Annotated in this window: 15 protein-coding genes and 1 riboswitch; of the genes, 6 read left to right on the top strand and 9 right to left on the bottom strand. The window is 73.3% G+C overall.

Annotated elements, in window-relative coordinates; all coding sequences use genetic code 11:
• Positions 1 to 25 precede the first annotated feature (25 nt).
• Complete coding sequence (locus tag ACH9D2_RS03480) at positions 26 to 424, bottom strand: NUDIX hydrolase (protein ID WP_396361362.1); 399 nt, start codon at positions 422 to 424, stop codon at positions 26 to 28.
• A 102-nt stretch (positions 425 to 526) separates the two neighbouring features.
• Here ACH9D2_RS03480 and ACH9D2_RS03475 point away from each other — a divergent pair, with 102 nt between their 5' ends.
• Complete coding sequence (locus tag ACH9D2_RS03475) at positions 527 to 1,600, top strand: threonine aldolase family protein (protein ID WP_396361361.1); 1,074 nt, start codon at positions 527 to 529, stop codon at positions 1,598 to 1,600.
• A gap of 123 nt (positions 1,601 to 1,723) precedes the next feature.
• Here ACH9D2_RS03475 and ACH9D2_RS03470 read toward each other — a convergent pair whose 3' ends face one another.
• From ACH9D2_RS03470 to eat, 5 genes are all read right to left on the bottom strand, one after another.
• Complete coding sequence (locus tag ACH9D2_RS03470) at positions 1,724 to 2,500, bottom strand: 3-oxoacyl-ACP reductase (RefSeq protein WP_396361360.1); 777 nt, start codon at positions 2,498 to 2,500, stop codon at positions 1,724 to 1,726.
• A 60-nt stretch (positions 2,501 to 2,560) separates the two neighbouring features.
• Positions 2,561 to 3,919: an aldehyde dehydrogenase family protein gene (locus ACH9D2_RS03465; RefSeq protein WP_396361359.1), complete on the bottom strand. Its 1,359-nt coding sequence runs from the start codon at positions 3,917 to 3,919 to the stop codon at positions 2,561 to 2,563.
• The gene (locus ACH9D2_RS03460) at positions 3,916 to 4,731 is read right to left on the bottom strand and encodes a gamma-glutamyl-gamma-aminobutyrate hydrolase family protein (RefSeq protein ID WP_396361358.1); all 816 of its coding nucleotides are present in this window, start codon (positions 4,729 to 4,731) and stop codon (positions 3,916 to 3,918) included. The genes ACH9D2_RS03465 and ACH9D2_RS03460 overlap by 4 nt, the downstream gene beginning before the upstream one ends.
• Entirely contained in the window at positions 4,712 to 6,094 is a 1,383-nt protein-coding gene (locus tag ACH9D2_RS03455) for a glutamine synthetase family protein (protein WP_396361357.1), read from the bottom strand. The genes ACH9D2_RS03460 and ACH9D2_RS03455 overlap by 20 nt, the downstream gene beginning before the upstream one ends.
• Positions 6,095 to 6,168: 74 nt before the next feature.
• On the bottom strand, positions 6,169 to 7,599 hold the full coding sequence (gene eat, locus ACH9D2_RS03450) for an ethanolamine permease (protein WP_396361356.1): 1,431 nt from the start codon (positions 7,597 to 7,599) through the stop codon (positions 6,169 to 6,171).
• Positions 7,600 to 7,780: 181 nt separating this feature from the next.
• Between eat and ACH9D2_RS03445 the strand changes: the two genes are divergently transcribed.
• From ACH9D2_RS03445 to ACH9D2_RS03430, 4 genes are all read left to right on the top strand, one after another.
• Positions 7,781 to 7,936, top strand: a complete 156-nt coding sequence (locus tag ACH9D2_RS03445) for a hypothetical protein (RefSeq protein ID WP_396361355.1) — start codon at positions 7,781 to 7,783, stop codon at positions 7,934 to 7,936.
• Between the two features lie 194 nt (positions 7,937 to 8,130).
• Entirely contained in the window at positions 8,131 to 8,892 is a 762-nt protein-coding gene (locus tag ACH9D2_RS03440; protein ID WP_396361354.1) for a FadR/GntR family transcriptional regulator, read from the top strand.
• A gap of 54 nt (positions 8,893 to 8,946) precedes the next feature.
• Positions 8,947 to 9,050: riboswitch (TPP riboswitch) on the top strand.
• A gap of 45 nt (positions 9,051 to 9,095) precedes the next feature.
• Positions 9,096 to 9,860 (top strand): 3-oxoacyl-ACP reductase, encoded by a 765-nt coding sequence (locus ACH9D2_RS03435; RefSeq protein WP_396361353.1) that lies wholly within the window; start codon positions 9,096 to 9,098, stop codon positions 9,858 to 9,860.
• The gene (locus tag ACH9D2_RS03430; protein WP_396361352.1) at positions 9,860 to 11,260 is read left to right on the top strand and encodes an LLM class flavin-dependent oxidoreductase; all 1,401 of its coding nucleotides are present in this window, start codon (positions 9,860 to 9,862) and stop codon (positions 11,258 to 11,260) included. The genes ACH9D2_RS03435 and ACH9D2_RS03430 overlap by 1 nt, the downstream gene beginning before the upstream one ends.
• Here ACH9D2_RS03430 and ACH9D2_RS03425 read toward each other — a convergent pair.
• On the bottom strand, positions 11,176 to 13,002 hold the full coding sequence (locus ACH9D2_RS03425) for an Acg family FMN-binding oxidoreductase (protein WP_396361351.1): 1,827 nt from the start codon (positions 13,000 to 13,002) through the stop codon (positions 11,176 to 11,178). The genes ACH9D2_RS03430 and ACH9D2_RS03425 overlap by 85 nt on opposite strands.
• Positions 13,003 to 13,037: 35 nt before the next feature.
• On the opposite strand from ACH9D2_RS03425, the gene ACH9D2_RS03420 reads away from it, so the two are divergent.
• The gene (locus ACH9D2_RS03420) at positions 13,038 to 13,226 is read left to right on the top strand and encodes a hypothetical protein (protein WP_396361350.1); all 189 of its coding nucleotides are present in this window, start codon (positions 13,038 to 13,040) and stop codon (positions 13,224 to 13,226) included.
• On the opposite strand, the gene ACH9D2_RS19490 is transcribed toward ACH9D2_RS03420, so the two are convergent.
• Together ACH9D2_RS19490 and ACH9D2_RS03415 are read right to left on the bottom strand one after the other, a co-directional pair.
• Entirely contained in the window at positions 13,220 to 13,321 is a 102-nt protein-coding gene (locus ACH9D2_RS19490; RefSeq protein WP_441005561.1) for an MFS transporter small subunit, read from the bottom strand. The two genes, ACH9D2_RS03420 and ACH9D2_RS19490, sit on opposite strands and share 7 nt — an antisense overlap.
• A 1-nt stretch (position 13,322) precedes the next feature.
• Entirely contained in the window at positions 13,323 to 14,711 is a 1,389-nt protein-coding gene (locus ACH9D2_RS03415) for an OFA family MFS transporter (protein WP_396361349.1), read from the bottom strand.
• Between the last annotated feature and the right edge of the window lie 34 nt (positions 14,712 to 14,745).

Below are 14,745 nucleotides of genomic sequence, written 5' to 3'. Positions count from 1 at the left end.
ATCCGGCCCGGGCGGTCCGGCGGGTTCAGGCCGGGCGGACCCCGAACCGTGCGAGGTGCTCCAGCAGGCCGTCGGTGGTCTCCAGCCCCGGCAGCTCCTCCGGGGCGACCCAGCGCACGGCGTCGGCGTCGTCGCCGGGGCGCAGCGTCCCGCCGAGGTAGGTCGCGGCGACGTCGTGCACCTCGTACACGAGCTCCGCGCCGCCCGGGATGCGGACCGTCCCGAGCTCCCGCTCCGCGCGCACCCGGGCCCCGGTCTCCTCGAACGTCTCGCGGACCGCCGCCTGCGCCGCCGTCTCACCGGGCTCCACCTTGCCGCCGGGCACGCTCCAGCGCCCGCGCTGGGGCTCCCGGCCCCGGCGGACCAGCAGCAGCCGGCCGTCCTCCCGGACGACCACCGCCGCGGCGGCCTGGACGATGCGCATGCCCCGACCCTACCGAGGGCCCGTGCCGGGCGGTCCGGGACGGGGCGCGAGTAGAGTGCGAGTGCCGCCCGGCACCACGCCGACCCACCGGAAGGGCCACCCGTGACCGACTCCGTCCTGTCCCGCCTGCACGACCCCGCCCGGAAGGGCTTCGCCAGCGACAACCACGCGGGCGTCCACCCCGAGGTGCTCCAGGCCCTCGCGACCGCCAACGGCGGCCACGTGGGCGCCTACGGCGCGGACCCCTACACCGAGGCGCTGCAGGACGTGGCCCGCCGGCACTTCGGGGAGCAGGCCGCCTGCTATCCCCTGTTCAACGGCACGGGCGCGAACGTCGTGGCGCTCGCGGCGATGACCGACCGCTGGGACGCGGCGATCTGCACGGCCACCGCCCACGCGCACGTGGACGAGTGCGGGGCCCCCGAGAAGGTCGCGGGCGTGAAGATGCTGGCCGTGCCCACGCCGGACGGGAAGCTGACCCCGGAGCTGATCGACCGGGAGGCGCACGGCTTCGGCTTCGAGCACCACGCCCAGCCGCGCGTCGTCACCGTCACCCAGTCCACGGAGCTCGGCACCGTCTACACGCCCGAGGAGCTGCGCGCGGTCTGCGAGCACGCGCACGGACTGGGCCTGACGGTCCACCTGGACGGCGCCCGGCTGGCCAACGCCGCCGCGGCCCTCGACGTCCCGCTGCGGGCCCTGACCACGGACGCCGGCGTGGACGTGGTCTCGTGGGGCGGCACCAAGAACGGTCTGATGGGCGCGGAGGCCGTCGTGGTGCTCGCCCCGGACGCCGTGCGGCAGCCCCGGTTCGTGCGCAAGCTCTCGACCCAGCTGGCCTCGAAGATGCGCTTCGTGTCCGCGCAGCTGCTGGCCCTGCACACGGGCGACCTGTGGCTCGAGGCGGCCCGCCGGGCCAACGCCATGGCCCGGCGCCTCGCGGCCGGGATCGCGGAGGTCCCCGGCGCCCGGGTGACGCAGACCCCCGAGGCCAACGCGGTCTTCGCGGTGCTCCCGGCCGGGACCACCGCCCGCCTGCAGGAGCGCTGGCCGTTCTACGTGTGGGACCCGGCCACCGGGGAGGTCCGCCTGATGTGCTCGTGGGACACCGCCGAGGAGGACGTGGACGGGTTCGTGGCGGCGCTGCGGGAGGACATGGTCGCGGCCGCCCGCTGACCCCGGCAGGCCACAGGAGGCCGGCCGACGTCCGGGAACCCCCAGTGACCCTGGGGAGCCCGGCTGACCACGCCACGGCGTCGGCCGGCCGGGCTCCCCAGGGCTCACTCGGCGGCGGCGGGGTCACACCGGGGTGACGTAGGCCCCGGAGATCCCCCCGTCCACCAGGAACGTGGCGGCGTTGACGAACGAGGCGTCGTCGCTGGCCAGGAACGCGACCGCCGCGGCGATCTCCTCCGGCTCCGCGAACCGCCCGGCCGGCACGTGCACGAGCCGGCGCTGGGCCTGCTCCGGGTCCGCGGCGAACAGCTCCTGCAGCAGCGGCGTGTTGACCGGACCGGGGCACAGCGCGTTGACCCGGATCCCCTCCCGGGCGAACTGCACGCCCAGCTCCCGGCTCATCGACAGCACGCCGCCCTTCGAGGCGCTGTAGGAGATCTGGGAGGTCGCCGCGCCCATGACGGCCACGAAGGACGCGGTGTTGACGATCGAGCCCTTCCCCTGCTCGCGCATGTACGGGATCGCGTGCTTGCAGCAGTGGAAGACGCTGGTGAGGTTGACCTCCTGGACCCTCCGCCACGCGTCGATGCCGGTGTCCAGGATCGAACCGTCGTCGGTGGGGTTGATGCCGGCGTTGTTGAAGGCGATGTCCACGGATCCGTAGGCCTCGTGCGTCGCCGCGTAGAGCGCGATCACGGCGGCCTCGTCCGCCACGTCGGTGCGCACGAACAGCCCCCCGACCTCCTCGGCGGCGGCCTCCCCCGCCGCGGGGTTCAGGTCCGCGACGACGACGTGCGCGCCCTCGGCGGCGAGGCGGCGGGCCGCGGCGAGACCGATGCCGCTGGCCCCTCCCGTGATGACTGCGCTGCGGCCGGCCAGGCGGCGGGCGTTGACCTCCATGGGTTCTCCTTCGGTGGTGGGGGTGCCCCGGGACGGGACGAGTGGTCGTGCGCGGGGGCCTCAGTCGGTGGCGAGGAACACGTTCTTGGTCTCGGTGAACGCCTGCGGGGCGTCCGGGCCGAGCTCCCGGCCGAAGCCGGACTGCTTGAAGCCGCCGAACGGCGTCCAGTAGCGCACGGAGGCGTGCGAGTTGACGGAGAGGTTCCCGGCGTCGACGGCGCGGGACACCCGCAGCGCCCGCCCCACGTCCCGGGTCCAGATCGACCCGGAGAGCCCGTACTCGGTGTCGTTGGCGATCCGGACGGCGTCCGCCTCGTCCTCGAAGGGCACCACCGCCAGCACGGGGCCGAAGATCTCCTCCCGGAACGCCCTGGAGTCCGGGGACGGGGTGAGCACGGTCGGCGGGAACCACCAGCCGGGACCCTCGGGAGCGGTGCCGCGGAAGGCGACCGGGGCGTCGTCGTCGAGGAAGGAGGCCACGGAGTCCCGGTGCGCGGCGGAGACCAAGGGGCCCATCTGCGTGTCCTCGCGCCACGGGTCCCCGCACGCGAAGTCCCGCACGGCGGGCTCCAGCAGCTCCAGGAATCGGTCCAGCACGGAGCGCTGGACGAGCACGCGGGAGCGGGCGCAGCAGTCCTGGCCCGCGTTGTCGAGGGCGCCGGCGGGGGTGGAGGCGGCGGCGCGCTCGAGGTCCGCGTCCGCGAAGACGATGTTGGAGTTCTTGCCGCCGAGCTCCAGGGTCACGCGCTTGACCTGCTCCGCGCACCCGGCCATGATCCGCCGGCCCACCTCGGTGGAGCCGGTGAACACGACCTTGCGGACGGCGGGGTGGGTCACGAAGCGCTCCCCTACGACCGAGCCCTTGCCGGGCAGCACCGTGAGGACGCCCTCGGGCAGTCCCGCCTCGAGGGCGAGCTCCCCGAGCCGGATCGCGGTGAGAGGAGTGAGCTCGGCCGGTTTGAGCACCACCGTGTTGCCGGCGGCCAGCGCCGGGGCGAAGCCCCACGCGGCGATCGGCATGGGGAAGTTCCAGGGCACGATCACGCCCACCACGCCCAGCGGCTCGTGGAAGGTGATGTTGACCCCGCCCGGAGTGGGGATCTGCCGCCCGGAGAGCCGCTCAGGAGCGCCGGAGTAGTAGGTCAGCACGTCCCGGACGTTGCCCGCCTCCCAGCGGGCGTTGCCGATGGTGTGCCCCGCGTTGCGGACCTCCAGGGCCGCGAGGCGCTCCAGGTCGGCGTCCACCGCGTCGGCGAAGCGGCGCAGCAGCCGGGCCCGGTCGGCGGGGTCGACGGCGCGCCAGGTCTCGAAGGTGCGCCGGGCCCGGTCCACGGCCGCGTCCGTCTGCTCGAGGGACGTGAGCTCGACGGTGCCGACGACCTCCTCCGTGGCGGGGTCGATGATCTGCGTGGTGGTCATGGGATGCGGGTGTCCTCTCGCTGCGGTGCGGGCTCTGCCCCGCCGGTCCTGCGGGGGCGGTCCTGCCGGGTGCGGTCGCGCGCGTAGCCGTGCGCCACGCGGACGAACCCCTCGAACAGGCGGGCGTCCTTCCGGTTCTCCTCGGGGTGGAACTGCACGCCGAGCGTCCAGCCGCCCTCGACGGTCTCGACGGCCTCGACCGTCCCGTCCTCGGCGCGGGCGGTCACGACGAGGCCCTCGGCCACCGTCTCCAGGGCCTGGTGGTGGTAGCACGGGGACCACGCCGTCTCGCCCAGCAGCTCGCGGCAGCGGCTGCCCGGCTCGGTGGCGAACTCGACCTCCCCGTACCGGCCCGGCCCGGGCTGGTAGCGCGCGGCGTTCTCGTTGACGTCCGGCAGGTGCTGGATCAGCGTGCCGCCGAGCGCCACGTTGAGGATCTGCGCGCCGCGGCAGATGGCGAACAGGGGCACCTCGAGATCGAGCGCCGCCCGGGTCAGGGCGAGGTCGTGCTCGTCGCGGGCGGGCTGCGAGGAGGTCGCCTCGTGCCGCTCGGCGCCGTAGAACCGCGGGTCCACGTCCACGCCGCCGATCACGATCAGACCGTCCACGAGCTCGAGCACCCCCGGGTCCGTGCCCACCGGGGGCAGCAGCAGGGGCGTGCCGCCGGCCGCGGCGACGGCCTCCACGTAGGCGCCCGGGACGATCGCCGCGAAGGAGTTCCAGACCCCCCAGGACCCCTCCTGGTAGTAGGTGGTCAGGGCGATCCGCGGCCGGTACCCGGTGCCGGCCGGCTCAGAGTCGTTCGAAGCCACGGCGCAGCTCCCAGTCGGTGACGGCAGCCTCGAAGGCCGCCAGCTCCACGTCGGCGTAGTGGACGTAGTGCTCCACGACGTCCTCGCCGAACAGGTCCCGCGCCAGCTCCGAGCCGGCCAGCAGGTCCCGGGCCTCGCGCATGGTCGAGGGCACCACGGGGGCGTCGGACTCGTAGGCGTTGCCCTCGGTCATCGGCTCGAGCTCGAGCTCCTGCTCGATGCCGTGCAGCCCGGAGGCCAGCATCGCGGCCAGCGCCAGGTAGGGGTTGACGTCGCCGCCGGGGAGCCGGTTCTCCATCCGCGCGGAGCGGCCGCTGCCCACGAGGCGGACGGCGCACGAGCGGTTGTCCACGCCCCAGGCCACCGAGGTGGGGGCGAAGCTGCCCTCGACGAAGCGCTTGTAGGAGTTGATGGTGGGGGCGTAGAACAGCGTGAACTCGCGCATGGTCCGCAGCACCCCGGCGATGAAGTGCTCGTAGGTGCGGGACCGGGCGTCCCGCTCGCGGTCCCAGAAGACGAGCTCGCCGTCGGTCCCGCGCAGGGACATGTGGATGTGGCAGGAGCTGCCCTCGCGCTCGTTGGGCTTGGCCATGAAGGTGATGGACTTCCCCTGCTGGTGGGCGATCTGCTTGGACGCGAGCTTGTAGACCACGTGGTTGTCCGCGGTGACCATGCCCTCGTCGTAGCGGAACGCGATCTCGTGCTGTCCGAGGTTGCACTCGCCCTTCGCGGACTCCACGGTCAGCCCGGCCGCGTACATCGCGTTGCGGATCTCCCGCAGCAGCGGCTCGACCCGCTGGGAGCCCAGCACGGAGTAGTCCACGTTGTACTGGTTGGCCGGGACCAGGTTCCGGTAGCCGCCGTCCCAGGCCTCCTCGTAGCTCGTGTTGTAGACGCAGAACTCCAGCTCGGTGCCGGTGACCATCTGGAAGCCCATGTCCCGGGCCCGGTCGAGCTGGCGGCGCAGCATGGACCGCGGCGACATCGGGATGGGCTGACCGCCGTGGCCGGTGAGGTCGCACTGGATCAGGACCTGGCCGGGGTTGTGCGGCATCAGCCGGATCGTGTCGAGGTCCATGGCGAACTCCATGTCCCCGTAGCCGGAGGACCAGCTGCTGATCGAGTAGCCGCCCACGGTGTTCATCTCCGTGTCCACGGCCAGCAGGTAGTTGCACCCCTCGGCGCCCTCGTCGAGCACCGAGTCCAGGAAGAACTGCGCGTGGTTGAGCTTGCCCTGCAGACGGCCCTGCATGTCGGTGAAGGCCAGGACCACGGTGTCCACGAGCCCGTCGGCGACGTGCTGCCGCAGCTGATCGACGGTGAGCATCCGGTCGTTGCGGGGGTGCTGGGGAGTCTCGGTCATGGGTCCGGTCCTTCGTCGCTGAGGTCGGTGGGTGCGCTGAGGTCTCTGGGGTGGGTGGCGGGCGGGGCTGGGGGTCAGTGCAGGTCCGCCTCGGCGGTGCGGATCTGCGCGAACTCCTCCTCGGGGGCGTGGCCCACGAGGCGGTGGCGGCTGTAGAACCAGTAGTAGGCGAGGAAGACGACGAACACGAGGGCGGTGATGGACGCGGCGAGCACGTCGACCAGGAACGTCGCGACCACGGCCACGAGCGCCAGCACCAGGGCGATGCCGGTGGTGACCACGCCGCCCGGGGTGCGGTAGCCGCGCGGGAGGTCGGGCTCCCGAAGCCGGAGCACGATGTGGGAGAGGTTCAGCAGCACGTAGGAGACGGTGGCGCCGAAGACCGCGATGTTGATGAGCAGTCCGCCGTCGCCGGTCGCGGCAGCCAGCACGAAGCCGACGGTGCCCGGCACGATGAGGGCGACCCACGGGGTCCTGCGCTTGCCGGTCAGCGAGAGCCAGCGGGGCAGGTACCCGGCCCGGGAGAGGGCGAACAGCTGCCGGGAGTAGGCGAACATGATGGAGAAGAAGCTCGCGACCAGACCGGCCAGACCCGCGTAGTTCACGATGCCGGCCATGACGCTGTCCGCCCCGGCGACCGTGCGGATGGCCTCCGGCAACGGGTTGTCCGAGGTGCTCATGGCCTCCGAGCCCGCGGCTCCGGGGACGAGGACGAGCATCAGCGCGCCGGAGACCAGCAGGAAGGCCATGGCCACGATGATCCCGCGCGGCATGTCGCGGCGCGGGTCGGCGGTCTCCTCGGCGGCCAGCGGCACGCCCTCGATCGCCAGGAAGAACCAGATCCCGTACACCAGGGCCGCCATCGCCCCCGCGTACCCCATGGGCAGGAACGCGCTCGCCCCCACGGCGTCGTTCGGGACGATGTCGAAGAGGTTGGCGGCGTCGAAGTGCGGCACGAGCGCGACGACGGTCACCCCCAGCGCGAACACCGCGATCACCGTGATCCCGAACATCAGCTTGAGGGCCTCGCCGACCCCGTACATGTGGATGCCCATGAACACGAGGTAGGTCACGAGGTACACGGGCCAGGAGTTGGTGATCCCGAACAGGCCCAGCGCCTCGATGTAGCCGCCGATGAACGTGGCGATCGCCGCGGGGGCCACGGCGTACTCGATGAGCACGGCCATCCCGGTGGCGAAACCACCGAGGGGGCCGAGGGCACGCCGGGCGAAGCCGTAGCCGGCCCCCGCCGTGGGCAGGGTGGAGGAGAGCTCGGCGAGGCCGAAGACCATGCAGGTGTACATGAGGCCCATGAGCACGAAGGCGATGAGCAGCCCGCCCCACCCGCCCTCGGAGAGCCCGATGTTCCAGCCGGAGAAGTCCCCGGAGATGACGTAGGCGATGCCCAGGCCCGCGAGCAGCACCCAGCCGGCAGCCCCGGAGCGGAGCTGGCGGTGCTGGAAGTACTCGTCGGTGCGGTCGGGCTGTGATGGGGAGTCGGGCATGGGACGATCCCTCCGGGTTCCACAAAGGTCTGAAAACAGACATATGGCGCGAGTGGTCACAGTCTGTGGGCTGCTCTCCGCCCCGTCAAGACCCTGCGTCGCAGGGCCGGACGAGCGTCGAGCGGCGCGTGGGGCCCCGGCCCGGTGGAGACGGCCCTGCGGATGTCGCAGAATGGTGGGCATGAACAAGACCAGCGCATCTGCTCCCGACCGCCCCGGCTCCCAGAACTCCGGCTCCGCCCGCTCCTGGGCGTTCATCGCCATCGCGGCGGGCTTCCTCGTCTCCGTCGCGCTGATCATCGCGGTGGGCGTGGTCGCCATCGATCTCACCCACTAGGAGCTCGGCGGCCGTTCCCGCTGGATGGAGCGGGGGGCTGCCCGGGCCGGGCGGCCCCCCGCTCCTGCTCGTGACGCCGCCCGGCACAGCGGGCGCCGTTCCCGCGGAGTCGGTCCCGGGGACACGACGCGGCGTCGGCCCCGGGGGCCCGTGACACGATGGGCGCACGTCGTACCGCAGGGAGGAGCGCCGCCGTGAGCGATCCCGTCCAGCACCCCCGCATCCGCCCGGTGCGCCAGGGCAACGCCTTCGAGGAGGCCGTGGAGCGGATCCTCGACTCGATCCGGCTCGGCCTGTTCCGCAAGGGCGAGCGGCTCCCGCCCGAGCGGGAGACCGCGGCGATGCTCGGGATCTCCCGCGCCACGCTGCGGGAGGCCCTGCACGAGCTCCAGGCCGCAGGGGTCCTGGAGGTGGTGCGCGGCCGGTACGGCGGGACCTTCGTGACCGGCCGCACCGCCCTGCCGGACGAGACCCTCCCTCCCGTGGATCCCGCGGACGTCGAGGACGTGCTGGTGTTCCGCGCCGTCGTCGAGCCCGCCGCGGCGGAGCTGGCCGCGGCGGCGTCCCTCAGCGCGGCGGCCCGGGAGCACCTGCTCGCGTGCCTCCGGCAGGTCGAGGAGAGCTCCCCGGAGGACTACCGTCCCGCCGACGCGCGCTTCCACATCGCGGTCGCCGAGCTGGGCGGCTGCCCCAGCCTGGTCCGCGCCGTCGCGGAGGTGCGCTCGCGGGCCAGCGACCTGCTGGACCGGATCCCTCTGCTGCCGGTCAACCTCGAGCACTCCGACCGCCAGCACCGCGAGCTCACGGACGCCGTCCTGGCCGGGGACGCCCCCGCCGCCCGGGCCGCCTCCCTCGCGCACCTCGAGGGCACGGCCGCGCTGCTGCGCGGTTTCCTCGGGCACGGGGCGCAGCCTCCCGACGACGACGCCCCCGGTGACCGCCGCCGTCCGGTCTGAGCTGCCGCCCGCGGAGGACCGGGCGGATCCCGGGACGGCGTGCCTATACTCGTCCGCAGTGACACGGGGTGCCGGCGCCGCACGACGAGCCGGCTGAGATGACACCCGTCGAACCTGATCCAGTTCGTACTGGCGAAGGGATGTCCTGTCGGGGCCCGCCGTGGCCGGCCCCGCGTCTCCTCGCCCTGACCCCAGGGAGTCCCATGCAGATCGCAGAACAGGTCGTCCTCGTCACCGGCGGGGCACGCGGTCTCGGCCGCAGCGTCGTCGAGGCCTTCGCGGCCCAGGGCGCGCGGGTCGTGGTCAACCACCGGACCAGCGGGGCGGCCGCGGAGGAGCTCGTGGACCGGTACGGTCCCGACCGGGCCGTGGCCCTGCGCGCCGACGTGACCGACCCCGGGCAGGTGGCGGACCTGCTGCGCGCGGCCCGGGAGCACTTCGGCTCCCCCGTCACCACGGTGGTGAACAACGCGCTGGCCGACTTCTCCTTCAACGGTGACGCCCGCTCCTCGGCGGAGGGCATCCGCTGGGAGGAGTTCGACGCCCAGTTCTCCGGCAGCGTCCGCGGGGCGCTCAACACCACCCAGCAGGCGCTCCCGGGCATGCGGGAACGGGGCTTCGGCCGGATCGTGAACATCGGCACGAACCTCTTCCAGAACCCCGTGGTGCCCTACCACGACTACACGGCCGCCAAGGCCGCGCTCCTGTCGCTGACCCGCACCCTGGCCAAGGACCTCGGGCCGCACGGCGTCACGGTCAACATGGCCTCGGGCGGACTGCTGCGCACCACCGACGCGAGCGCCGCCACGCCCGAGGAGGTCTTCGACCAGATCGCGGCGGGCACCCCGCTGGGTCGCGTCACCACCCCGGCCGAGTTCGCCGACGCCCTCCTGTTCTTCGCCTCGCCGTGGGCCCGCTCGGTCACCGGACAGAATCTGGTGGTCGACGGCGGACTGGTCCTCGACTGATGGGGGCCGCCGCGACCGCGCCGCGACAGCTGCACCTCAACGCCTTCCTCTTCGGCGCGGGCCACCACCAGGCCGCCTGGCGGCACCCGGACTCCTCCGTGGAGCGGCTCGGGGACATCGCCCACTGGGAGGATCTCGCCCGCACCGCCGAGCGCGGCCTCTTCGACGCCGTGTTCCTCGCCGACGGGCACAGCGCCGGCGACGTGGGGGTCGGGCCCCGGTGGTTCCTCGAACCGCTGACGGCCCTGTCCGCCATGGCCCGCGCCACGGAGCGGATCGGGCTCATCAGCACCGTGTCGACGACCTTCTGGACGCCCTTCCACGCCGCCCGCCTGCTGGCCTCGCTGGACCACATCAGCCGCGGCCGGGCCGGCTGGAACGTGGTCACCTCCATGTTCGACGCCGAGGCGCGCAACCACGGCCTGCCCGGGATGCCGCCGCACGCGCAGCGCTACGCGCGGGCGGCGGAGTTCGTCGACGTGACCCTGCGGCTGTGGGACTCCTGGGCCGACGACGCCGTGGTCGGCGACCGGCGCGGTCTGCACGCCGACCCGGACCGGGTGCGCCGGATCGACCACGCGGGCGAGCACTTCCGCGTGGACGGGCCGCTGACCGTGCCGCGCCCGCCCCAGGGGCGCCCGGTCCTCTTCCAGGCGGGCGCCTCCGGGCCGGGTCGGGACCTGGCCGCCCGCCACGCGGAGGGCATCTACGCCGTGGCCTACGACCTGGAGAGCGCCCGGGAGCACACCACGGACCTGAAGCGGCGCGTCGCCGCGGCCGGGCGGGACCCGGGGTCCGTGGCCGTCATGCCCGGCCTGGTCGCCTACGTGGGCTCCACGGAGGAGGAGGCCCGGGCCAAGCAGGCCGAGGTCGACGCCCTGCTGCCCGTGGAGCAGTCCCTGGCCCAGCTGTCCGCCTTCGTCCAGCAGGACTGCAGCGGCTGGGAGCTGGACGCCCCGGTCCCGGAGCTGGCCCCGCTCGAGGCCTTCACCGGGCCCCAAGGCCGGTACGCCACGATCCTGCGGATCGTGGCGGTCGAACGCCCCACGGTGCGGCAGCTGCTGGGCCGGCTGGCCGCCGGAGGCGGGCACTGCACCGTGGTCGGCACCCCGGAGGCCGTCGCGGACCGGATGGAGCTGTGGTTCCGCTCGGGGGCGGCCGACGGGTTCAACCTCATGCCGCCCAGGCTGCCGGACTCCCTCGACGACTTCGTGGACCACGTGGTCCCCGTGCTCCAGCGCCGGGGGCTCTTCCGCACCCGGTACACCGCGTCCACGCTGCGCGGACACCTGGGTCTTCCGCGACCCGGTGACGGTCAGGGGCGTACCGCGGTGCCCCGGGTGGCGCGAGAGCCCGGCGGGTCCGCGAGCACGTCCTCGATCGGTCTGCGCAGGCTGTAGGGCAGTCTGGGGCCGTGGCCGAAGCGCACGGCGAGCTGGCCGTGCTCCCCGGCGAGGCCCAGCCACGTCTCGAACCGGGGTCGCAGCTCCGGGACCTCGATCGGCTGGTTGACGAAGGCCGTGCGGATGTCGAGCGCTTCGGCCTGCAGGGCGAACCGCTGGCAGGCCCGTCCCGCCTCGACCCATGCGGCCCGGTCGTCGTCCGCCGTGACGAAGACCGCGACACCCGCGGAGCCCTTCAGCTGCTCGGCGTCGGCCCGCGCCTGGGCACCGGCCCGGAGGAGGAACCGCGCCAGCAGCGTGCCCATCCGGCTCGGCACGGGAGGCCGGCCGGTCGCGCGGCCGGCGAGCCCGTCCCTGCTGCGCAGGGCGGCGGCGGGGTTGAAGCGGATCCAGGACACGAGTTCCCGGCGGAATGCCGCGTCGTTCAGCTGCGCGAGGTCGCCGGAGGCCACGTGCTCGGCGACGGCTGCGAGGTCCCTGGGCTCGGTGAGCAGGAGGCATCGCACCCGCCCCAGGCCCCCGGCCCGCTCGAGCACCACCAGGTCCTCCCGGTCGACGGGGCGGCCGGCGTAGGCGCCGCGGGTGCACTGCCGGGTCTCGATGGCCGCCGACAGCGGAGTTGCCGTGGCGGTCCCCGGTGCGTCGAGGGCCACGACGACTCGCTCGTCCGTGGCCAGGGCGACCTCGGCCGCGCGGCCCTGCGCGGCGGCGGCGTGGACGAGGTTCTCGGCCGCACAGCCCAGGCTCTTGTACAGGTGGGCGTCGTCGGGGTCGACCACGGGACAGCGACGCGAGCGGTCGGGGCGGAGGGTGATCGAGTCCGGTGCCACCGTGAACGTCCACGGCTGGGTGTTGTGGCTCGAGGCGGCCAGCGTCGCCAGCCGGATCAGCTCACGGTCCTGCGCGGCGTCCGGGTCCGGCCGCCGCAGCGCCGCAGCGGTCTCGTCGTACTCGCGGGCGGAGCGCCCCCTTCGCCTGGCGCCGGCGCAGCTGCTTCCGGCCCGGTCGGGCTGGCGCCGATCGGGCACGGGTCCGGCCCGGCGTTCGGCCAGCCGCTTCAGGTTGCGGAGCATCTCCTGGCTCATCACGAAACTGACCGGCTCGATCAGGGCCGGGGAGGTGAACAGCCGCTCCTGCCGGCTGGGCCCGGCCGAGAAGCTCAGCCGCTCGACCAGCCGGGTGCCTCCCTCCGGGGCCGGCCGCAGGTGGAAGGACCACAGGCCGCCCGTGACGCGCCGGTCGGCCGCCGGAGGGCCAGCAGACGCGGCCAGCACGAGGTCCCGGCCCGGCTCGACGCGCGCCACGGCCAGGGCCGCCTGCGGGGCGAGACGGATCTCGGGGACGGCCGAGAGGTCCTGGTGCTCGGGCAGGATCCGGTCGGTGTTGCGCATCCGGCAGCCGATGAGGTTCTCGAGGCGCTCGAAGCTGTAGAGGCCCCCCCTGCCCTGGCCGAGCTGGGCCAGCCACGGCCAGATCCGCTCCGGCGGAGCCTCGACGGTCACGGCGTGGGTGGCGGTCCAGGACGGGTCGGGGAGCAGCTCGTCGCCGGGCCAGGCCGAGGACACCTCCTCGGGCACGGCTCCCCAGGACATCCGGCGCCGCCGCAGCAGCGGACCGGTGAGGACGTGCCCGGCCATCCGCACGGCGGCGAACAGGTTGCGCGGCAGGCTGCGTCCGACGTCCATGGGACCCCCCGAGGTCTCGTTGGAGCCCGTCGTGGCACGGGTCCACGGGTCCATGGTCGGACGTCTCCCGTGCGGGGTCAACAGCGGTCGTGGGCCACCACCTGCTGCGGGGCCGCAGGGGCTCCGGGGCGCTGCGCTGGGCGCAGGCCTGGGTGCTGGGGCTGGTCCCGGTGCTGCTCCGGCCCTGCCGGGTCCCGAACGCCGTCTCCGCGGCGGTCTTCGAAGCCGTCCGCCGCTCGGCCGCGGGTCGCGCCCGGCGGCGACCGGTGGCTCAGTAGAACAACGCGCCCACCCGGATGAGGGTCGCTGTCACTCCGTAGGCGAGCGGGACCCCGACGAGGATCCAGCCCAGTGCCAGTCGTGCTTGGCTCATGTCATGACTCCTTCGCGAGGGCCGTGGTGTCGGACGGTGCGGGCTCGTGGTACTTGGCGTCCACCGGCTTCACCAGGAGGTTGGCGATGAAGCCGACGACCAGCAGGCCGACCATGGTCAGCAGCGCCGGCTGGTACGCCTGCGCCGTGAGCTCCCCGGGGGTGCCCTGGGCGTCGAGGAAGGCGTTGACAATGAGGGGGCCGGCGATGCCCGCGGCGGACCAGGCAGTGAGCAGGCGGCCGTGGATGGCCCCCACCTGGTAGGTCCCGAAGAGGTCCCGCAGATAGGCCGGCACCGTGGCGAAGCCGCCGCCGTAGAACGAGATGATCACGAAGGCCAGCAGCACGAACAGCAGCGTGGAGGTCGAGCCGAACAGCGCCAGCACGGTGTAGAGGACCGCCCCGACGCCGAGGTAGACCATATAGATGCGCTTGCGGCCCAGGATGTCCGAGGTGGTGGACCACACGAAGCGCCCGCCCATGTTGCCGATGGACAGCAGGCCCACGAAGCCGCCGGCCACGGCCACCGTCACGAGGGAGGTGCCGTCCGCCTGGCGGAAGAAGTCCTGGATCATCGGAGCAGCCTGCTCGAGGATGCCGATGCCGGCCGTCACGTTGCAGAACAGCACGATCCACACCAGCCAGAACTGCCGGGTGCGGACGGAGTTGCGCGCCGAGACGTGGTTCTTGGTGACGAGGGTCTTCGACTTGACCTTCGACGGGTCGAAGCCCTCGGGCTTCCAGTCCGCGGCGGGGACCTTGATGGTGAACGCACCGAAGAGCATGTAGGCGAGGTAGACGACCGCCAGGGTCAGGAACAGCTTGCCGACGGCGTCCCCGCTCGCCACCCAGCCGGGCGTGCCGGAATCGGGGTCGTAGAAGTTGAGCAGGGCCGCCGAGAGGGGGCTGGCGATCAGCGCGCCGCCGCCGAAGCCCATGATCGCCATGCCCGTGGCGAGACCGGGACGGTCGGGGAACCACTTGATCAGCGTGGAGACGGGCGAGATGTAGCCGATGCCCAGACCGATGCCGCCGATGAACCCGTATCCGAGGTAGACGAGCCAGAGCTGCTCGGAGAAGATCCCCAGCGCGCCGACCAGGAACCCGCCGGACCACAGCAGCGCCGCGGTGAACATCGCCCTGCGCGGACCGCCGGTGTCCACCCACGTGCCGAAGACGGCGGCGGACAGACCCAGCATGACGATCGCGATGGAGAAGATGATGCCGATCTGGGTGAGGCTCGCGTCGAAGTGCGCGACCAGCGCGTTCTTGTACACGCTGGTGGCGTAGGCCTGCCCGATGCACAGGTGGACCGCCAGGGCTGCCGGCGGTATGAGCCAGCGGTTGAATCCCGGTGGTGCCACCGAGTGCTGTCGATCAAGCCATCCCATGCCCCGACTCCTCATCTGCTGCGGACACTGCGCG

It is taken from the genome of Kocuria rhizosphaericola (assembly GCF_044462205.1).
Classification (GTDB): domain Bacteria; phylum Actinomycetota; class Actinomycetes; order Actinomycetales; family Micrococcaceae; genus Kocuria; species Kocuria rhizosphaericola.
The sequence above is the reverse complement of the archived record's forward strand: the minus strand, read 5'-3'. Positions and strand labels throughout refer to the sequence as shown.